Annotated in this window: 4 protein-coding genes, 1 tRNA gene and 1 other RNA gene; 4 read left to right on the top strand and 2 right to left on the bottom strand. The window is 73.8% G+C overall.

The window, feature by feature from the left end; genetic code table 11:
• Positions 1–57 precede the first annotated feature (57 nt).
• Together RV983_RS17625 and RV983_RS17620 are read left to right on the top strand one after the other, a co-directional pair.
• Positions 58–15855 (top strand): hypothetical protein, encoded by a 15798-nt coding sequence (locus tag RV983_RS17625; protein WP_475986724.1) that lies wholly within the window; start codon positions 58–60, stop codon positions 15853–15855.
• Positions 15856–15930: 75 nt separating this feature from the next.
• Positions 15931–18450 carry a right-handed parallel beta-helix repeat-containing protein gene (locus tag RV983_RS17620; RefSeq protein ID WP_475986723.1) on the top strand — a complete coding sequence of 840 codons (2520 nt, stop codon included), beginning with the start codon at positions 15931–15933 and terminating at the stop codon, positions 18448–18450.
• 320 nt (positions 18451–18770) lie between these two features.
• Here the strand turns inward: RV983_RS17620 and RV983_RS17615 are convergent, their stop codons facing one another.
• Positions 18771–19349 (bottom strand): hypothetical protein, encoded by a 579-nt coding sequence (locus RV983_RS17615; RefSeq protein WP_475986722.1) that lies wholly within the window; start codon positions 19347–19349, stop codon positions 18771–18773.
• A gap of 415 nt (positions 19350–19764) precedes the next feature.
• Positions 19765–19852: transfer RNA gene (locus RV983_RS17610), tRNA-Ser, on the bottom strand.
• A 95-nt stretch (positions 19853–19947) separates the two neighbouring features.
• Here RV983_RS17610 and ffs point away from each other — a divergent pair.
• An RNA gene (gene ffs / locus RV983_RS17605) (signal recognition particle sRNA small type) lies at positions 19948–20044 on the top strand.
• 81 nt (positions 20045–20125) lie between these two features.
• On the top strand, positions 20126–22369 hold the full coding sequence (locus tag RV983_RS17600; RefSeq protein ID WP_475986721.1) for a DNA polymerase III subunit gamma and tau: 2244 nt from the start codon (positions 20126–20128) through the stop codon (positions 22367–22369).
• Positions 22370–22520: the final 151 nt, after the last annotated feature.

The following is a 22520-nucleotide window of genomic DNA, read 5'->3' as shown; positions in this document are numbered from 1 at the left end:
GCGTGGTCCCGGTGGGAGCACCCGCCCCGCGTCCTGTCGTTCCGGGAGGAACCCCGTATGCCACGCCCGACCGACTGGAACGCGATCGGGCTGTCCGGAGACCCGACCCCGGGCGACCCCGAGCAGATCAGGACGCTCTCCACCGAGCTGAAGAACCTGGGCACCTCGGCCCGGGAGATCAGCACCGCCATCGACGCGGTGATGAACACCGCCGGCGACAGCGTCTTCGTCGGCGCGGCCGCCGACGCCCTGCGCGGGAAGGTCGACAACCGGCTGCGCCACCACATCGAAAACGTGGCGCAGTCCTTCGAGTCCGCCTCGACCAGCCTGAGCGGCTGGGCCGACAGACTGGTCGAGCTCCAGTCCAGGGCCGACGGCGCCCTCAACTCCGGACGCGGGCTCTCCGAGGACGACCCGCAGCGGGAGACCTACGCGACCACCGCCCGGCAGGCCGGCACCGAGCACGGCGAAGGGGCCTCGTCGGCGGCCGGTGCCATCCGGGGCGTCGCCAACATCCAGCTGCCCATCTCCGAGTGCCAGCTGTTCTGGGAAGCCTTCCAGTGGCTGGCGATCATCCTGATCATCCCGGCGCTGATCTTCGGCGGGCCCATCGCGCTGCTGGCCCTGGGCGTCAACCTCACCCTCTTCGTCAAGACCATCGTCGACTTCGCCAAGGGCGACGCCAACTTCCTCGACCTCTTCCTCGCGGGTCTCGGCATCCTGGCCCCGACCACCAAGGCCCTGCCGATCTTCCAGATCATCAAGGCCGGCGGGACCGCTTTCGCCAAGGGGTTCACCCAGATCGCCCGCGGCACCTTCCAGGCGCTGCGCAACCTGTTCACCAACGGCTTCCGGTTGACCTCGATCATGCCGAGCCTGCAGGACTTCGTGCGGCTCAGCTCCACCTGGGTACGCCAGGGCGGACTGTGGGTGATGCAGGGCATCCACAACCTGCCCGCGCTCACCGGAATGGCCTTCCAGCGCGGCGGCCTGACCGTCCTGGAGAACCTGCGCGCCCTCCCCGGAGTGGTGCGCGGGCTGCCGGCCACCTTCGGCCGCGGCGTCGTCGCCGGCTGGAACGGCCTCGGCCGCGGCATCGTCACCGCCTGGCACGGCGTGGGCACCGGCACCAAGGCCACCTGGGACTTCGCCGTCCGGGAGCTCGGCGGCACCAAGTGGACGCGACTGCTGCTGCCCGTGGACGCCGGTGAGATCGGCCAGTACGGATGGCGCGGCGCACTGCGCATCGGCCTCTTCGACCGCGGCGTCATGGGCAACCACATCTTCGGCGCGCCCCTCGGCGGGGCGATCGGCCACGGTGTCAGCGCCGTGCCGATGCCGCACGGCCCGCACGGCGTGGACGGGCTCGTCGAGATGCCCCGCATCGAGCTCAGCAACGTCCGGCTCGGCGACTGGGCCGGCACCCACGCCGGCCTGCGCCCCTTCGAACTCAACAGCGGCCCGATCGACATGGCGTCCGCGCTGCGGCCCCCGTCCCTCCACATGGGCGCCGTCGGCGCCATCGGCGACCGGGCCGGGCTGGGCTTCCACGCCTCCCGGCAGCTGGACGCCCTGGTCGACATCCCCAAGGCCCACCTGAACACCATGCGGCTCGACGGCTTCAGCCCGCTGCCCGCCCGCGCCGACGGCGGCCTCGGCGTCAGCGCTGTCACCTCGGCACCGACCCTCCACCCCTCCGGGCTGTACCTGCCCGGCGCCGCCGGCACCCCGGCGGCGCACGGCGTCGACCTCGTCGCCGGTGCCCCCGTCACGGGCGGCACCCACTCCGCGCTCACCGCCGTGCAGGCACCGCCCCCGGGCACCGCGGCCCACGCCGACGTGCTGCTTCCGGGCGGCCCCGGCGGCACCCACGCCCCCGGGAGCATGGCGCTCACCGGTACGCACATGACGCCCCCGGGCACCGGAGCGGCCGGCAACCTGCTCACCCCGGGCGCGCCGGGCACCGGCCCCGGCGCCCTGCACACCGCGCTGACCGGCACCCAGGTGCCCCCGCCCGGCACCACCGCGCACGACCTGGTGGCGAGCATCACCCCGGGCGGCCCGACGACGGGCGCCCACCCCCCGGTCACCACGATCGGCCGGCTCCACCACGGCGGTCCCGGCACCACCGGCACGACGGCGTTCGACCTCCTCGCGACCGGCGGCCGCGGCACCCCCAACACCCCGGTCCCCGCCGGCGCGGGGGCCGGTCTCGGCGACCGCACCACCAGCGCCCTGACGGCCCATCAGACCAGCCTGCACCTCGACGAGCTCGTCCACTCCCCGGGCTCCCCGCGCCCGAACGCCGCTCCCGACCGCGTCACCCCCGGTTCGCACGGCGCGGGCGCCCTGCCGCCGGGCAACGCCCCCCGGTCCGCGCTCGACCTGGTCGACGCCGGCACCGGGGTGCGTCCCGCCGACACCCACGCCTTCGCCGGCGCCCCCGGCAAGAGCGCCGACGACGCGGGCCACGCCTTCGCGGGCGCGCCCGCGAGCAGGGGCGACCACCCCCTGCTCCCCGTGGCGGCCGAGGATCTGCACGGCACCCCGGTCCGCCCGGGACCGGGCGGCCGCGGCCCGCACACCCCGCAGAGCACGCCGCACACCGTCACCGACCCGGCACCCGCCTCCGCCGGCGCCGGGAAGACGCCCGCGTCGGTGGCGGGTGGCGGCCATGTGCTGTCGCGTGACGCGGACCTGCTCCACGAGGTCAACATCAAGCTGCGCAAGATGGGTCACGACGCGACGACGCCGGGCACCATGAACGTGTCCCGCGAGGCACTGGAGAACGCCAGGGGAGCGGGCTTCACGAAGGTCGACATCCGGGCCCAGGCCGACCAGCTCGCCGTGCACATCGCGGGCCCGGAACGCGGCAGGCTCCCGGGCGGCGTGCGGGAGACGGACCTCACGCACGACGCGCCTGCCACCTCGGGGGCGGGCGGGCACCACGCGCCGCCGGTCCCGCCGCGGCCGGAGAGCGGCCTGCTCGCCGGGCTCGACGACATGTTCCTGGACGACACCGGCATGCCGATGCGTTCGCACTTCGACATGGACGACACGGGCGCACCGATGCGTTCGCACTTCGACATGGACGACGACTCGGTGCCCGGGTCCCCGGTCAGCCAGGGCGGTACCGAGGACCTGGACGGCTTCTCGGAGTTCGTGGACCTGATCCGGCCGCTGCGGCAGCACGTGGAGCGCGCCTTCGACAACCCCGCGGCCGACATCGAGGTGGCCATCCTGGCCAATCCCGGCGGCCGGACCTGGCGGGAGTTCTCCGACGACGTGGGCCACGCCCTGGTGTCGGTGATGCTGCCGGGTGAGCGCGCGCCCCTGACCATCGGGTTCTATCCCTCGGACGGCTTGTTCGGGCACCCGGGTGCCATCGTCGACGACGCCGGGTACGTCCTGTCCGGTCACGTCCGTGTCCTGGGCACCTACCGGATCACCGCGGCGCAGCTGTTCGACGGATACCGCTACGCGATGGCGCACTCCGGCGCCGTGTACGACCTGTTCCGTTACAACTGCGTGCGGTTCGCCGAGGGGTTCGTCTCCGCGGCGGTCGGCAAGTCGGTGGCGGACCTGTGGGTCGCGGCCCCGTACCGCCTGGTCGACACGATGCTGCGGCGCGACGGTGCCTGGCACTGGGCGGACGGCCCGTCGCCCGTGGTCGATCTGACGGCCGGCGACCTGGCCCGTTACCGGGCCGCGGACGCCTATCTGAAGAACGGGAGCGTCGTTCCTCCGGAGCAGTTCCAGAACGCCTTCGTCAAGGCACGCCAGTGGGTGCTGTTCGACCACCAGCGTCCCTTGATCGTCGGAGACACGAAGACGCCCCTCCAGGTGGATCAGCTCGATCTGCTCAGCCGGTTCGAGACCATGGTCACGCACGCCGTCGTCATGGGTGGCGACGACGCGGGGCGCCAGCTCTCCCGTGAACTGGGCACGTCCTACGGCACGCTGCGCCCCGGGCTGGCCGATCTTCCGGCGCCCACGGCCGGCGCCCCGGCCGCCGGGGACGCCCTCTCCGGGATCGGAAGGGGCGGGGCGAACGGTCTCCCGCAGCCGGCTCCCCTGCCGGGTGCCCCGGCCGCCGGGGACTCCCTCGGGTCCGTGCCGTCGCCCGGGGCGCACCACGCGCCGCCGCCGTCGCCGTCGCCGTCGCCGTCGCCGTCGACATCGACACGGACGTCGACGATGTCCGGGACGTCGGGGACGTCGGAGATGGACCTGGTGCTCCACCAGATCGACGACATGCTGCACGACATGGGTGTGTTCCGGACGTCGGTGGACGACCTGTCGACCGGTACGCCGTCGGTGTTCCACGGGTCCGGAGTGCATGACGGCGGCCTGGGCGGCATGCCGGACGTCCACCCGTCGGGGTCGCAGGCGGACGTGCACGGAGGCACGGGCGGCGACTTCCACGCCGTCCCCGGGCGGCAGCCCGGTACGCCCGGCGGCGCCGGGCACGGTGGCACGGGGATCGATCTCCACGGGGTCGGCGGTGACGACTTCATGCGGTTCGTGGAGGACGCGCGACCGGTGCGGCAGCACGTGGAGAACGCGATCGGCGACTCCAGGGCCGACATCCGTCTGGTGATCGGAATGGACCGCGAGACGGGCAGTCCCTCGCTGTCGGTGTGGCTGCCGGGCCGGCACGAGCCGGTCATCCTGGGCCCGGGCGCGTCGGGCGAACTCGGTGCCGTCCGCGGCGGCGTCGACGGGATCCACGGCAACGGTGTGCTCGTCCTGGCGGACCACCAGATCACGGCGGCCCAGATGGGGAGCGCCTACCGCTACGCGCTGGAGAACCTGCCGACGTGGCGGGCCGACGCCGGCCGGTTCACCGAGGAGTTCATGACGTCCGCGCTCGACGCGCGGCCGGTGTCCGTGGATTCGTCGGCCGGCACGGCAGGGCACGGCGTCCTGGACGACATCACGGACTCCCCCGCCCCGTCGGTGGACAAGGGCAAGGGCAGGGCCCCGGACCACACGCCGGACACCACCGGCTCGCGGCCGGGCGACGGCGGTGCGCACGGTGACGCCGCGCGGAACTCGGCGGCGATCGACGCCGGAGCGGCCGTCACGGACGCCCGGCGCGGGGTGATCGACGCCCGGATCGTCCGGGACGACCTCCAGGCACGGTACGAGCAGGGCGTCGGCACCTCGGCCGAGGCCGACGGCGTCCGGTACCTCGAATCATGGGAGCCGGTCCGGCAGGCCGACACCGCGCTGGCGCAGGCCGAGGCCCACTGGGCCGAGGTGACGGGCGGCGCGCCGCTTCCCGAGGTGAGGTCGCACGGTGGATACGGGCTCGGCGGCGGCGCGCCGCACCAGCCCGGGGACCTGCTTGCGCCGGGTGGGACGCACCCGGCGGCGGCCGGCGACGACCTGGGCACCGCCGGGCCCTCGGCCCCGCACCAGCCCACCCCTCTGCCGGCGGTCGACAACCGCTCGGTCGTCGGCATCCCCGGCCAGGACGGGCTCGTCGTCCGCGCCGAACGCGGCAAGGCCCCGGAACTGCTGGGGAACACCGAGGTCGGCGGCCACCGCTTCGAGGTGGCCGATGTCCAGCGCGGGGGTGCCCAGTTCACCGTCCGGGAGCTGGACGCCGGCGGCTCGGTCGTCCACAGCTGGACGTACAAGCGGCTGGGGCCGCAGCTGCGCACCGCCCAGGAGACGACGGCACTGTCCGACGGCCACTTCGGCGGCGCCACGATCACGATCGCCAACAACGCGGTGGAGGACGTACGGGCCGGCGGTTCGGCGTGGCCGGCCAAGCTGGGCCCGGACGGCGAGATCGTCGTCGCCTCGCCCCTGGGCAACCAGGTCTACGACCGCGCCACCGGCGTCCTCATCAGGACCGAGACCTCCGGACGGCCGCCGGTGGCACCGCCCGGCCACGTGCCGCCGGCCGAGGCCGGGAACTGGACGGCCGCCACGGACCTGGCCCGTACACACCTGGGCAAGGCCGCCGTGGACAACGACCTCAAACTGTTCATGCAGAACGTCATCGGCGGCGCCTTCACATCCAAGAAGGGCTACGGCGGTTACATCAACGCCGGCATCCTGGAGGCCAATCCGGGCCTGATCGCCAAGGTCGAGGAGTTCAACAAGGTCACCAAGGGCCTGCTGCACGAGGGCGCGAACGAGCCGATGACGGTGTGGCGCGGTGTGGCCATGGACCCGCACGCGGCGCAGGCCGACGTCTTCATCGAGCGGCTGCCCGCCTCGACGTCCAACAACCGCGCGTTCCAGGCGGAGTGGGCGAAGAACGGCGTCAACAGCAACCGCGTGGTCTTCGAGATCGAAGTGCCGGCGAACCACGGCAAGCTGGCGATGGCGTACCCGCCGGGTTACGAGAAGGCGTTCGACGACGCCGTCGCCCTGAGCGACCAGTCCGAGGTGACGCTCTCCCCGACCAGGCTGGTACGCACCGGCTCACCCCGGGTCGAGCCGGACGGCATCACCGTCATCCCCGTCCGCGCGGAGCAGATCCCGAACGCCGAGCTTCCCGCGCTGATCCGCGAGGAGTGGCAGGGTCTGCCGTCGGGAACGGCCTTCGACGACTTCGGCCGGGCCTTCGAGCAGGGCTCGATGCGGCGCTGGGACGGCCTCGACGACGCGATCGTCCGCGTGGAGGGCACGGATCCGCTGGTCAGGACGTTCGTGGTCAGCCGCCCCGGCTTCGCCGACGAGCTCACGGTGACGGTCACCCACGCCTCGGACCGCAACGCCGTCTCCGTGAAGATCGAGGGCGGGGACCGCGCATTCTCCCAGGAGTGGAGCGGTACCGGCTTCAGCAACCTCACCGCCGACCTGCGCGGCAATGTGCTCCACAACAACGACCTCTTCAACCCGCTGCCCACGCCCGCCTCCTGGAAGGAGGCCCCCACCGCGGGTCCCGTGCGCGCCGAGTTGTCGCGGGAGACGGATCTGTTCCACACGGTGAACCTGCGCCTGCAGAAGCTGGGCGAGGGGGCCGTGTCGCGGGACGAGTTCCTGCACGCGTACCACTCGGTGCAGGACCGGCTGGGCGGCATCGAGGGCCGGCTGACGGTGCGGGCGCTGTCGGAGGACGTGACGGCGCAGCTGCTGGGTCACGACTTCCCGAGGGTGCGCGGCGGCATGCACTCGACGACGAGTACGGGCGACGACCTGGCGCCGGGCGCCCCGTCCGGCTCCGGCTCGCACCAGCCGCCGGCGGCGCCCGCGGCACACACACCGGTCGACCTCGCGCCGCTGAACAACGCCCTGGAGGGGCATGCCGGCGCCGCGAGCAAGCTCCGCCAGTTCGAGAGCGACCTGGCCCAGCTGTCGGACGACTCGCCCAAGCTGCCCGATGCCCAGGCCAAGGTGGACAACGCCGTCCAGAACGACAACACGGCCAAGGCCGTGCTCGACGGCGCCGTGGACGACCTCATCGGCTCCCGGAACCTCACCCAGGTCGAGCTCAACAGCCTGGTCGACCGGCTCGCCGGATCGGGCCACGTGGACCAGGCCCTGCGGCTTCGTACGCACGGTGACGACCTCGACCAGTTCGCCCGCACGCCGGAGGGCGCCGGCCGTCCCGACCAGGCGGTCTGGACCGGACCGGAGATCACGGCGCAGGCCGGCGAGGTGCGGGTGCGGGTCGCCGCCCTCGAGGACGCGCTGAAGCCCGGTTCCACGGCGACCCATGGGGAGATCCAGGGGCTCGCCGACGAGCTGAGGGGCTCGGCCGGCCGCCTGGGCGTGATGACGGACGGATTCGTCAAGGACGCGGCGGGCCTCGGCGGCGCGTACGCGCTGCGCGCCGAGAACAAGGCACTCGTCGTCGCCGTGGACCACTACGCGAAGCTCGTCGACGACGCCCTCGTCGCGGCCCGGCCGGGGGAGGAAGTACGCCTGGCCCAGCCGTTCGACGTCGACAAGGCGGCTCGCGGGCTGTCGGGCGCGGCTGTCGACGTCGCCCGCAGGTACCGGGTGTGGGGCGCGTACAAGGACATACCGGCGGGCAATCAGTGGACGAAGGTCCTCCCCGACGCCGAGGGGAAGTGGGCCCAGGTGATCGGGGACTTCCCCGGCAACCTGTCGTCCACGCAGAAGGGGGAGTTCGTCAAGAACCTCTCCGGCAGGAACATCCAGGTGCTGCGGGACGACTTCGAGACCCTGCTCGGCAAGCTGGACGCCGGGGACGCGCAGGCCCTTCGCGATCTCCGCGCCCGGGTGGAGAACCTTCCGCACCACATCAAGCACGCGACACCGGCCTACCACACCATGGCCAACAGCGGATTCATGATGTCCCAGGGCGAACTGGAGCGCCGCGGACTGAAGTTCCTCGCGTCCGGCAAGAGCTCGGTGAAGAACACCTCCAACCTGGGCAACGACGACTTCGTGTTCTTCCGGATGGAGTCCGGCAAGGCCCCGATGCAGACCCGGTACGGACCCACCACCATGATCTTCGACGCCAAGGTGCTGGAGCAGAAGGGCGGCTGGGTCTCCCTCCACGACCAGCTCAACCCCCTGGACCGGCCGACCATGCGGAACCTGGAATTCGAGGGGAAGAACGTCCGCGCGGCGGAGTTCGACGAGGGCTTCACGGCAACGGGCGAGCGGGCCCAGTGGACCTACACGTACCCGGACAAGTCCACGCGCACGGTCTCCTTCGAGCAGGAGGTCTTCCACGGCGCGGACGTGCGGGACGGGCTCGCCCTGTCGGTGGTGCGCGAAGTGCACTCCATCGGCGGTGACTTCAAGGCCCATGTGCTTCGCGTCATGGGCGACCAGGACGAACTGGGCAAGGTCGTCTCCGACCTGTTCCGCCCGGAGGCGAAGTTCGGCGGCAACCTCCCCTTCACGCCCCTGGGGTCCGAGGTCTCCGGGCGCTGGGCCGGCCTCGTGGACGTCCACAACCCGGCGGGCGACGGCCGGTACTTCCCCGACGGCACCGTCGACCCGTTCGCCCGGGCCGCTGGCAAGCAGCACGACGAGGCGCTCGACAAGGTCCGCCAGGCCGACAACGGCATCGCGAGCGGGCACACCAACTCCGTCAGGTTCAACCTCCGCAAGGCGGAGATGCACGCCCAGCAGTCGGTCGACCTGACCGACCAGTTCCGCAGGACCGCCACCGGCGACCGCCTGGAGATGGCCGAGAAGCTGTTCGTCGAGCGCACCAAGCTGCTGGACGACATCAAGGCCCGGCTGGCTCCCGCGCAGGAACCGCCGGCGCACTCGGCGGCCGACGATGCGCAGCAGGGGCCGTCGGTCCGGAAGAAGCCCGTCGTGCCCAAGCCCAAGGCGGGGTCCTCCACCCAGCCCGCTCCGGCAGCGCTCCCGCCGGAGCTGGACAGGGCGATCTCCCATGCGCTGCCGGAAGCGACCGCGGACATGCGTCAGGTGATCAAGATCCTGACGGAGAACGACGGAAGGGTCAGTTTCGAGCAGTTCAACGGCTCGAGCATCCAGAAGGCCTTCGGTATCGGCCGCAACAAGGTGAACGAGGCCGTCAAGGCCATGCCGCAGCACGCGTACCAGCACGCCGGTGCCAAGGTGATCGCCCTGAGCGACGACGCCCGCGCGCTGTTCCTGCCGCAGAAGGCCGTGCCCGATCTCCCCGCGACGTCCTCCGCGTCCACGGCGCTGGGCGCCGCCCCCGAGGCACCCGTGCCCCACACCGGCGGTTCCGGCCTGCCGCACACGCCGGCACCGGTGGAGGCGAGCGGCTCGGGCACGGTGTCTTACAGCGCCCCCGCCCTCACCGGCGACGCCCTGCACGGCGGCACGGACGCCGGCACCTTCCTGCCGCCGAAGGCGCTCGACGACGCCCTGACCCCCATGGGCCCGGAAGGCGGCTTCGGCCGTCACCCGGAGCCGGACGACGCCCTGCACGGCGGCGGCATCGAGGCGTTCCCGCCGCCGCACGCCCTGGACGACGTCACGTCCCGCCCGGGCGCGGTGGACGAGTTCCTGGCGGGCCCGGAGGGCGGCTTCGGCCGTCACCCGGAGCCGGACGCCGACCTGAACGGCGGCGTCGACGCCTTGCCGCCGGCGCACGCGGTGGACGACATCCTGTCCCGCCCAGGAGTGATCGACGACCTCGTGGTGAGCCCGGAGAGCGGCCTCGGCCGCCATACAGGGGCGGATCTCGGCCTGGGCGGCGACGAGTTGGCCGGCGTCAAGCCGCACGAAGCGCTGCCGCCGAGCACCTCGCACGGCGGCGGCATCACCGAGGCGCCCCGTGAGACGGGCGTCGACGCGACGCGTACCGTCCCGCGGCCGGAGACCACCCCGCACATCGAGGGCACCGTGCACACCGGCGGCGCGGACGGCACCCGCGCCACGGGGAGGCCGGCGCACCCCGATCTGCTGGACCCGGCCGTCTACCGGGACCGGACCGCGACTCCGCACGGTATCCGCGGCCAGTCGCAGATCCAGCACGTCGACCGGAGCATGACCGCCCTCCGGGGCGTCGCGGAGACCGACTTCGCCGGACGGGCCACGGCGCTCGACAATGTGGTCACGGCCGCCGACCGGTTCCTGCGGGACCGCCCCGGTTCGGAGCGCGCCGCCGGTGTCCAGGCCCTGCGGGACCAGGCCCACGCAGAGGCGGACGCCTACCGCGTGCTGGACGAGTTCCACGGCGGCGGCACCACCCCCCTCGGGACCGGGGGCCTGCGCGACCTGGCCGGTCGGGCCGATGCCCTGCTGTCCGGCACCAACCTGCGCGCGAGCACCCGCGGCCGGCTCGACACCCTCCTCACCAGGATCGACGAGACCTCCCCGGCCGCGCCGCCCGCACCCGTGACCGGTCACGCCGGCGGGGGAGCGGAGCCCTGGGCCTCCGACTACCGCGCCGTCGAGGACCTTCTCGGCGGGCAAGGGAACGCGGCCCGGCAGCACTGGGCCGACCTCACTTCGGCCAGAACGGACCTCGGCCGTGCCGAGGACGGGTTCCGCGGCGGCGATGCGAGTACGTCGCAGGCAATGAGCGCGATCGACGAGCACCTCCAAGGGGAGGTGCTGGCCACCCGCGACCGGCTGGCCGCCTCGTATCACCAGTTGCGCGCGGAGGGCCTCGACCCGCACGTCGTGGACCAGCGGATGCGCGGGATCAACGAGCGGGCCGCCGTCGAACGCGGCGCGATCAACGCGGCCGGCGGCGGAAACCTCCTGCCCGAGCGGGTGCCGGTGTCGACGACGTCGACCTCCCTGTCCGACTCCGGTCACGCCGGGCCCAACGGCTTCACCGTGCAGGAGCACACCTGGGAGGACGGCACCGTCACCCGCCAGGTGGTGGACCGCCGGCTGACCCCCGACCCGGACCGCACGGTCACCGTCCGGGAGGGCGTCGGCGGTTTCGACGTCCGCCACACGCCCTCCGACGTGGTCGTCACGTACAACCACGCCGGTGCCCGGATCGCGGACGACCTCCCGCTGCTTGGCGCCGACGGTCGACCGACCGGGGCGCGCCTGCACGTCGATCTGGCCGGCCGCGGGGGCCCGCAGGCCGTCACCGCGGTGGACGGGAACGGGCGGGCGCTGCACGCCGCTCTCCTGGACGACGGCGATGTGCGCGTGACCGACACGGGGACCGGCGTCACCACGCGCGTCACCGTCCAGGGTCATCACGTGGACCAGGGACTCCAGTTGACCGGCGGGAACGGAGCCCCGGCGGACACCGACCGGGTCCTGATGACCGAGGGCGCCGGCCACCACGTCACCGACCTGAACGGCAACCGCCTTCCCGACACCGTCACCGATCTCGGCCCCGGAAACGGCTTCCGGGTCACCGACGACACCACCGGCGTCTTCGCCGCCCACGGCGTGGACGGCCGTCTGGGGGAGACGGGTGTGGCGCTTGCCGACGCGCGGCGTGTGCGGGGCGCGTTGTTCGTGGCGGATCGTCCGGCGGGGCGGGTGCTGACGGACGCGGCGGGCGCGGTGCACGGCGACCGGCTGACGGTGCTGCCGGGGAACGCGGGTTTCCGGGTGACGGACGACGCGACGGGCGTGACGACGCGTTACGGCGCGGACGGCCACCTGCTGGAGAGGGGTGTGGCGCTTGCCGACGCGCGGCGTGTGCGGGGCGCGTTGTTCGTGGCGGATCGTCCGGCGGGGCGGGTGCTGACGGACGCGGCGGGCGCGGTGCACGGCGACCGGCTGACGGTGCTGCCGGGGAACGCGGGTTTCCGGGTGACGGACGACGCGACGGGCGTGACGACGCGTTACGGCGCCGACGGCCACCCGCACGAGACGGGCGTGGGCCTCGTCGACCCGGCGACGGGCGCGCGCGGCGACCGGATCGCGGTGCCGGAGCTCCAGGGCGGCCACCGGCTCACCGACACCGGCGGCGGCGCGCTGAACGACGCGGTCACCACCCTCCCCGGCAACCAGGGCTTCCGGATCGCGAACCCCACGGGATACGACAGGTTCGGGCCCGACGGTGCCGTCATCGGCGACGGTCTGCGGCTCACCGGGCGGGACGGCCGCCCCGCCGGTCAGGTCGACCGCCCGGCGGGCGGCGCGGCCCAGTGGCTGGACGACACGTTCACCGCCGATCCCGCCCGCGTGCTCACGCCTCGCGGGAACGGCGACTTCGAGATCACGCTGCCCGGCGGCGGCCGCGAGGTCTTCGACGGGGCGACCGGGCGGTTCCTGGGGGACAGGACCCCGCTGCCCGGCGGCGGCCACCAGGTCACCGCCGGCGACGGCGCGTTCCGCCGCTACGACGGGGCCGGTGTCCGCACCGCCGACGGCGCCCCGCTGCCGGGTGAGCCCGGCGGCCGCGTCATCGTCACGCAGTCGCCCACGGCGGCCGCCCCGCAGGGCGCCCGCTGGCTGGAGGACGGCGCGGGCACCCGCCTCCAGCACTGGGACGTCACAGCGCGGCCGAACAACGCCGTGCGCGCCGAGTTCAACCTGCCCGGCACGCCCCGGCACGGGGAGTTCGTCGAACTCGCCGGCAACGGCACCCTTGCCCGGCAGAGCGTCAACGTCCTGGACAACGGCCGGGCGACCGGCTTCCGGTACGCGGTCGACCACGTCGCCCACACCTGGCAGCGCACCGACGCCACCGGCAACGCCGTCGGCACCGGTTCCTTCCACCGCGGCGTCGTCGACCGGGCGGGCGAGGCCAACGGCCGGCTGCGCCTGCTCGGCTCGACCAAGGCGTCGGTCGCGGTCTTCGAGCGGCGGCCGCTGCCCGGCGGCGACGTGCTCGACGCGTTCCGCCGCACCGACACCATCCAGTTCGGCCGCACCAACCCCCGCACCACATGGGCGCGGTGGGACCACGGCGGCGAGCCGCTGGGCTCCGGCACCCGGCACTACGACACGGCGGGCACCGGCTGGCGGGACAAGGACGGCCTGCACACCGTGCGCGAGTACCGCGACGGCCTGCAGAAGTACGACGGCCGCGCCGGGCACACCCTCGCCGAACGGAACGCCGACGGCACCTGGACCTGGCACCGCTACGACGGCGCCGCCGGCGAACTGGACCACGGCCCGCGGACCCGCGACCCGCACGACTCCGGCTGGACCGACCGCACCCGGGGCGGCGCCGTCGTCCAGCGGCAGTGGGGCATGGGCCGGATGCCCGAGCATGCCGGGCAGTACCAGGAGTGGACGCTCACCCGGGACGGCACGCTGCCCGGCACATGGGAACGCCAGTCGCCGCACGGCAAGGAGAGCGGCAAGCGCGAGGTGTTCGGCGACGGCCACCTCACCACCGAGCGCTGGCGCGAGCAGCGGCCGCCGTCCTGGGTCCGCAACAACTGGATGCGGGGCGCGGGCCGCGCGGACGCGCCGTACGCGCACGTCCTCGGCGACGGCACCTACCAGATGTTCACCTGGGTCAGGGAGTCCCCGACCGCGGCAGGGTCGGGCGTGCGGTACGTCGGCATGGACGGCGGCATCGTGGATCTGGCCGCCGACGGCTCGTTCGCCCGCTCCAGCACCAAGCTGCACAACGGCACGACCCTGAAGGTCGGCGACAACGTCGCGCGGCCGGATCTCCCGGGAGCCGACCCGGCGCACCAGCCGTGGAGCGACGGCACCCTGAGCGGCTACCGCGTCCCGGTGGCGGACGGCCGGCTCTGGGAGGACCGGGTCGTCGCGGGCGGCGTCGTGAACGGGGTCGCCCGTGAGGGACTGCCCGGCGGCCAGGTGCGCGAGTACGCGGCACCGCGAGGCCTCGCGGATCCCGCGGGAGGGGGAACCTGGGTCACCCGGGACGCGCACGGCAACCTGACCGGGCTGCGCCACGAGGACCCGGCGCACCCGGGCACCTTCGTGGAGGGCACCGGCGCGGTCGACTCGTCCCGCTGGGACTGGCGCCGGACGGGCCTGGACGGCACGGTCACCACCGGACGGCGCGAGTTCTTCCGCGGTTCGAGCGACACCCGGCTGCCCTGGGACGACTCCTACCGGGACTTCGACGCGGCCGGGAACCTGGTCCGCGAGCGCCGCATGCTCGACTCCGGCCGCTACGTGGACGCGTGGCGCGACCCGGCCCCGGGCGGCAACGGCTGGCTGACCGCCAAGTTCGAGCGGAACGGCACGCCGGTGAACCCCGGAGCGGGACGCCAGATCCGCACCTGGTGGGACGGGCACGCCTGGCGGGACCAATGGACCGCCGGGGCACGCCATTTCCGCGACGAACTCGTCCCGCCGCCCGGCCAGGGCGGCGTCCAGCCCGCCGCCGTCAGGCTCCGCGAGACCCCGGTGCACTCCGGCGGTCCGCTGCGGCTGCGCGAGTTCGACACGGGCGCGGCCACCGCGCACTCGGTCTGGAAGGAGTTCGACCACGGCGCCGTCGTCCGGCAGCGCGCGGTCGAGGGACAGGGCTTCCTGGAGACCGACGCCTGGCGCGGCCAGTGGAACCGCTACGACGGAGGCGGCCGGCTCGTCGCCCAGCGCACCGACAACGGCCTGGTCTTCGAGCACGACGCTCTGGGCCGGATGCGGCTGGTCGGCAACGAGTACGACTTCCGCGGCACGCTGACCGAGATCCGCGGCTGGGGCCGCCGGGTCCGCGAGGCCCAGCGCATGCCGTGGTCCGGCACCGCCCTGCCCGAGGGGCCGGGTGCGGGCGCGGCGGCACTGCGTGAGGCCCGCTACGAGCCGTACTGGCAGACCGTGGCGTACAAGGCGGCCCTGGAGTTCGGCCAGGAGTTCATCCTGGAGTTCGGCGCGAATCTGGCGGTCAACGGCATCGTCGCGGCCGTCCAGAACAAGCCGTTCACCGGCAAGGACGCCCTGAAGGCGTTCGCGAACGCCGCGGTCGGCGCGACGGTCAAGACCGGCCTGACCACCGCGGTCCACGAGAACCGGGGCGCGATCTTCCAGGACCTCGGCTCCTTCAAGGCCGGCTGGGCCAACGTCGACAGCGGCAAGCACTGGAACCGCCGGCCCGGCAACCACGACAAGAACTGGGCCAACGAGTGGGGCGGCAACGAGACCCCGACCCGCTGGCGCGGAGGCGTCTACGACTTCTCCTTCAGCGCGGGCAGCAGCGTCATCTCCGGCTGGATCAACGGCAGCATGAACGCCGCGGTGTGGGGCGTGACCAACGCCGACGGCCAGACGGTCAAGCTCAGCGGCGCGGACGCCTTCCTGGACGGCGGCATCAACGCCCTGGCCGCGCTCACCACGGCGGCCTCCACCGCACTGGTGAAGAACGTCTTCGTGATGAGCGGCGGCAGCCGGCTGTTCCACCGGCAGGGCTTCGCGGACTTCTGGATCCAGCTGCCGTTCAAGATCTTCGAGAAGACCATCCAGTCGCTGTACCTGACCAGTGCGTATCGTGCGAGCATCAATCCGTCCTGGTTCCAGGTCCCGCCGCCCCCGCCGCCGGCCGCCGGCCAGAACCAGTAGAGGGACACAACGGAGACGACCGTGGGAACAGCGGCGCCGGCAGGACCAGCAGCAGAGCCAGTGAAGGATCCGGACATGACGCGTCACACCGTGGCCCCCAAAGGACAGGGCGGCAAGGGTGCCTTCCACCGGATCGCCGACGCGGTGCGGGCCGCCGCCCCCGGCGATCTGGTGGTGATCGCCCCCGGCACCTGGACCGAGGCCGTGGTGCTCGACCGCGCGGTCGTGCTGACGGCGGAGCACGGCCGGGGCAGCGTCGTACTGGCCGCGCCGTCCGGCGACCAGCCCGCGCTCACCGTCGACGGCTCCGACTGCGCCCTGCACGGCGTGACCGTGTGGGGTTCCGACGAGGGCGCCCCTGCGGTCGCGGTGCAGCCCGGTGCCGGGCTGGTGATGGAGGACTGCGCCGTCGAGGGCGGCCGGATCCAGGTCCGCGGCCCGGACGACGAGGAGGCCGGCACGACGGCCGTGATGCTGCGGCGCTGCCGTCTGGAGGGCGCCCGGCTGGCGGGCCTCTACCTCGCCGGAGGGGTCCGCGCGCAGGTGGAGGACACCGCCATCACGGGCGTGGACGGTACCGGCATCGTCCTGTCGGGAACGGCCCGGCTCGACGCCGTACGGCTGCGCCTGGGCCGCACCACGGGCTCCGGCATCCGGCTGCGCGGCAACGCGCGGCTGCGGCTCGCCGACTCCACGCTGACCGGGACCGGCCGGGCCGGGCTGCTGCTGGAGGACGGCTCCGAGGCGACGGCGGGCGAACTGCGCATCGAGTCGCCCGGTGCGGCCGGTGTGCACCTCACCGGATCCGCACGCGCGGAACTGACCGACTGCCGTATCCGCGGGGCCGCCTCCGTCGGGCTCGCCGTGCAGGACAAGGCCCAGCTCAAGGCCACCGGCTGCGCGGTGGCCGACGCGGGCGCCAACGGGGTGCTGCTCAGCGGCGTCGCCACCGCCCGCCTCGCGGACTGCCGGATCGACGGCAGCGCCTTCAGCGCCGTGCACGCGTCCGGGACCGCCACCGGCCACCTCGCCGACTGCCTGGTGCGCGGCGGCTCCGAGCACGGCGTCCACGCCGCGGGGGAGGCACGCGTGGAACTCGCCGACTGCGGCATCCGCGATGTCGCCATGACCGGCATCGCCGTGGCCGAGCAGGCCACCGCCACGGTCACCGGCTGCCGGATCGACGGCGCGTCGACCGGCATCGGCGTGGGCTCGGCCACCGGCACCCGGGTGGAGCGCACCACCGTGACCGGCACCAAGGAGATCGGCGTCCAGATCGCGTCCGGCGGCACCGCCGTCCTCACCGGTATCCGGATCACCGGGGCGGGCGCGGCGGGCGTCGTCGTCGACAAGGGCGCCGACGCCACGGTCGACGGCGGATCGGTGGAGGACTGCGGCGGCTCCGGGGTCGTCGTGTGGACCGGCGCCCGGCCCACCGTCACCGACCTGCGGATCAGCGGACCCGCCAAGAACGGCGTCTTCCTCGCCGACGGCGCGGGCGGCACCTTCACCGGCATCGACGTGACCGGCTCCGGATTCCCCGCCCTGCACGTCGGCGCGTCCGCCGACCCCCTGTTCCGGCAGTGCCGGACCCGGGACTGCGCGGAGGCCCTCGGCACGGACGAGGGCGCCGCCCCGCGGCTGGAGGACTGCACGGCCGACGGCGTCCCGCTGACCTTCGGCGCGCCCGCCCCCGCCTCCCGGCAGGGCTCCGCCGCCACGCCGCCCGGTGAGCCGCGCCCCGCGGGGGCCGCCGACGACCAGGACGTACCGGAGGAGCACTTGGAGGACCTGCTCGGCGAACTCCACGCCCTCGTCGGCCTGGACCGTGTCAAGCGCGACGTCGGCTCGCTGGTCAAGCTCATGCAGACGGTCCGCCGCCGCGAGGAGGCCGGCCTGCCCGCCCCGCCGCTCAGCCGCCACCTGGTCTTCGCGGGCAACCCCGGAACCGGCAAGACCACGGTCGCCCGGCTCTACGGCCGGCTCCTCAAGGCGCTCGGCCTGCTGCGCCGCGGCCACCTCATCGAGGTCGACCGCACCGCCCTGGTCGGCGAGTACGTCGGCCACACCGGGCCGAAGACCACCGCCGCCTTCACCCGGGCGCTCGGCGGCGTCCTGTTCATCGACGAGGCGTACTCCCTGGCCCCGCTCGCCGCCGGCAACGACTTCGGCACCGAGGCCGTGGCCACCCTGGTCAAGCTGATGGAGGACCACCGCGACGACGTCGTCGTCATCGCCGCCGGCTACCCCGGCGACATGGACCGCTTCATCAGCTCCAACCCGGGCCTGTCCTCCCGATTCGGCCGCACCCTGCTCTTCGAGGACTACGACGCCGCCGAACTGGTCTCGATCGTCGAGCACCAGGCCGAGGAGCACCAGTACGAGCTGACCCCCACCGCCCGCGCCGAACTCGCCCTGCTCTTCGAGCGCCTGCCGCGCGGCGAGGGCTTCGGCAACGGCCGCTCCGCCCGGCAGATGTTCCAGGAGATGACCGAGCGCCAGGCCCAGCGCGTCGCCGAGCTCCCCGCCCCCACCCCGGACCAGCTCATCAGCCTGGAGACCCAGGACCTCCCGGTCCCGGCGACCCCGTCCTGACGTGCCCGGTGCGGGCGCACCGGGCGGGCCTGTCTCCCGGCGTCCGGGCACCCCGGTCACGGTGCAGGAGGGGCAGCCCTTGGAGCTCCGCGGCCGCCGCGACGACCAGGTCCATCGCACCGGCGCTGCGGTGCTGCGGTGCCGTCCCTTGCGGGTCAGCCCGACATGCATGTGCGGCGCTGAGCCGGGACGCTCCCCCGGGAGCCCGTGTCGTTCCGGCACGGCCTTGGCTCGCGCCCGGGGGATCCGCCGGGAGCCGCGGCGGAGGGCCGGTGCCTGCCGTCGCGGATCGGCCGAGGCGCCGCGCCGGCACCTCAGGGTCAGGACGCCCGGGGCCTGCGGGTGTCGTCGAAGCCGGCCGCGAGGAGGTCGGCGGACGTGAAGACCGCGTCAGAACGGCCGCCGAGGACCTGGCGGGCGATCGTGTCCAGGATCTCCAGGTGGGCGGCGCGTGAGACCGCCGCGGCATCCTCGATGCGGCGGCTCGCCTCGAGGATCCGCTCGCCGCTCGGGCCGGTCTCCTCCAGTCGCCGGACGAGCAGCCCGGCCTCGAGGTATCCGGACCAGGGAGTCTGGATGCCGAGGTAGGACCGGGCGGTGCTGCCGAACAGCATCAAGAGCACACGCGTGCCGACGTCCGCGGCCCTGCTCACGTCCAGTGCGGCACCGAAGCGCTGCTCCAGCGCCGCATCGAGTCCCTGGTAGTAGGCGGAGAGCGCCGCGTTGAAGTCGTCGTTCTCGGGTTCGTAGTCGCCGAACCGACTCGTCGGTCCGGCGAGAACGTGCAGTCGGCATCGGACGAACGCGTCACGGTCGTACGTGATCGAGGCTCCGAACTCGCTCGCTGGGGCGCGGACTGGCACCGTGTCGTCGCCGACCAGGCGCAGGGTGAGGACCAAGGGGAAGCACTCACGCTCCCGTTCCCGGTTGCAGTGTCGGGGCCGGCGACGACCCGCGCCAGGCGTTTTCCGGCACCTGCCGGAGCGCCGATCGGCCGCCGCGTTCGCCGGCCAGCGATCGGCGGTGGGCGGCCCGCGAGGGCGACCACATGCTCGCGGGCGACTGCGCTCCGTCCGACGAAACTCCGGGACGCCCTTGTCCTCCACGCCGAGGACAGCGAGGGAACCCGGTACGTGATCGGTGAGGGCGCCGTCCCCGGCAGTGCCCGTCTCGAACTGACGCCCGCGCATCCGCCCCCATTGCCCGCCGGATTGGCGGGTGATGGGGGCACGCCGGAACCCAACTGAGACGGAGAACCACGAAGGGCCCCACCGCGACCGGTGGGGCCCTTCGACAACGTGCCCGGTGAGGCACTGGCGGAGGATACGAGATTCGAACTCGTGAGGGGTTGCCCCCAACACGCTTTCCAAGCGTGCGCCCTAGGCCACTAGGCGAATCCTCCGCGGCAAACATTACTAGATCGGAGGCAGTGCTCGCGAACTCGTTCCCGCGGAGGGTCGGTGTGCATCCGGGGGTGATCGGATCGGGTAGGCTGGGTGCAGCCCCTCACGTGGCGCTATCTCGCTGAACTCCCCCAGGGCCGGAAGGCAGCAAGGGTAGGTGGGCTCTGGCGGGTGCGTGAGGGGTCTTTGCGTTGGCCCCGGAGGGCGGCCCGTGTGGGGTCCGTCACATGGGCGGGGCCCGTGTGTCGGCGGGGGCGGATATCGTCGTAGGCGTGTCCCTCGCTCTGTACCGCCGCTATCGCCCCGAGACCTTCGCCGAGGTCATCGGGCAGGAGCACGTCACCGACCCGTTGCAGCAGGCGCTGCGGAACAACCGGGTCAATCACGCGTACCTCTTCAGCGGGCCGCGCGGCTGCGGGAAGACGACCAGCGCGCGCATTCTGGCGCGCTGCCTGAACTGCGAGAAGGGCCCGACGCCGACGCCGTGCGGGGAGTGCCGGTCCTGCCTCGACCTGGCGCGCAACGGCCCGGGGTCGATCGATGTGATCGAGATCGACGCGGCGTCGCACGGCGGTGTGGACGACGCCCGCGACCTGCGCGAGAAGGCGTTCTTCGGGCCGGCCGGCAGCCGGTACAAGATCTACATCATCGACGAGGCGCACATGGTCACCCCGGCGGGCTTCAACGCCCTGCTGAAGGTGGTCGAGGAGCCGCCGGAGCACCTGAAGTTCATCTTCGCGACGACGGAGCCCGAGAAGGTCATCGGCACGATCCGCTCGCGCACGCACCACTACCCGTTCCGGCTGGTCCCCCCGGGGACGCTCCGCGACTACCTGGCGGAGGTCTGCGAGCGCGAGGCGATCCCGGTCGAGGCCGGGGTGTATCCGCTGGTGGTGCGGGCCGGGGCCGGCTCGGTGCGTGACTCGATGTCGGTGATGGACCAGTTGCTCGCGGGGGCGGGCGAGGCCGGTGTGACCTACGCCATGGCGACCTCGCTGCTGGGGTACACCGACGCCGCGCTCCTGGACGACGTGGTGGACGCCTTCGCCGCCGGGGACGGCGCGTCGGCGTTCGAGATCGTGGACCGAGTCATCGAGGGCGGGCACGACCCGCGCCGCTTCGTGGCCGACCTGCTGGAGCGGCTGCGGGACCTGGTGATCCTGGCGGCGGTGCCGGACGCGGTGGAGAAGGGCCTGATCGACGCTCCCGCCGACGTCCTGGAGCGGATGCGCGCGCAGGCCGGCGTCTTCGGCGCGGCCGAACTGAGCCGTGCCGCCGACCTGGTCAACACCGGGCTCACCGAGATGCGCGGGGCGACCTCGCCGCGACTCCAGTTGGAACTCATCTGCGCGCGGGTGCTGCTGCCCGCGGCGTACGACGACGAACGGTCGGTGCAGGCACGCCTGGACCGGCTGGAGCGGCGCGCCTCGGCGGGCGGCTTCGCGGCGCCTGCGGGCGGCCCTGCCGCCCCGGTCGTGGAGTTCGGCGAGCCGCTGCCCCCGGGTGGTGGCCGTGCGGCGGCCCGCGCGGCGATGAACGCCCCGGCGCGTCCCCTGGACGAGCCGGCCGCTCCCCCTGCTGCCCCCGCCCCTGCGCAGGCCCCCGCTCCCGCTCCCGCGCAAGCCTCCGCTCCCGCCCCCGCGGAACCGGCCCCCGGCCCGGTCGCCCCCGCCGCCCCCCGCCCGGGTGCCTGGCCGAGCGCCGCCGCCCCCGGTGGCGGCCAGCGCCCCGGCGCCTGGCCCGGCGCGGCCTCACCGGCGCCCCCGCCGCCACCCCAGGCCCCCGCGGCGTCGGCCCCTGCCGCCGTCGCCCCTGCCGCCGGGGCAGCCGTCGGCGATCCCTCCCGGGTCCGCCAGATGTGGCCGGACATCCTGGAGGCCGTCAAGAACCGGCGCCGGGTCACCTGGATACTGCTGGAGCAGAACGCCCGCCTCGTCGGCTTCGACGGCTCCACGCTCCAGATCGGCTTCGACAACCCCGGCGCCCGCGACAGCTTCGTCAACCGCGGTCACGAGGACGTCCTCCAGCAGGCGATCACCGACGCGCTGGGGGTCCAGTGGCGCATCGAGGCGATCGTCAGCCCCGGGGGCCCGGGCGGCGGTTCCTCGGGCGGCTTCGGCGGTGGCTCCCGGCCCGGCCCGGGACACCCCCAGGGCCCCGCTCCCGCCGCACCGCAGCAACCCCAGCCGCCGCAGCCGTCACAACAACCGCACCAGCCTCAGCCCCAACAGCCCTATCAGCAGCCCCAGTCGGCCGCTCCCGCCGCCCCGGCCCCGCAGGCCGCGTCGCCCGGCACGGGCAGGGCCGCCGCCGCGCGTGCCGCGGTGGGGGCGTCGACGATGACCGGTGGCGCGTCCGCCGCCACGCACGCGCCGATGGCCGACGAGCCGCCCCCGGTCGAGTACGACATGCCCGAGGACGACGACCCGGATCTGGACGAGACGGCCCTGAGCGGCCACGACCTGATCGTGCGGGAACTGGGGGCCACCGTGATCGAAGAGATCGCCAACGGCTGACCGGTCACCGACCGGTCACCGGTCGGTGACCGGCCGGCGACGGTCAACGACCGGCCCTCTCCGGTCCTTCCGGCCGGAACGGCCGACGCGTGTCGGTCGTTCCTGGCTACGGGTAGCGCGAGCGGGCGCCCGAGCACGTAGGCTCGCCCTA

Source organism: Streptomyces sp. RLA123, assembly GCF_056270165.1.
Note: the sequence above shows the minus strand (reverse complement) of the source record. Positions and strands in the feature narration are given on the sequence as shown.

Excerpts from the sequence above, each read along its gene's own strand:
- RV983_RS17625 (WP_475986724.1), top strand. The coding sequence starts at position 58 with ATGCCACGCCCGACCGACTGGAACGCGATCGGGCTGTCCGGAGACCCG.
- RV983_RS17620 (WP_475986723.1), top strand. The coding sequence starts at position 15,931 with ATGACGCGTCACACCGTGGCCCCCAAAGGACAGGGCGGCAAGGGTGCC.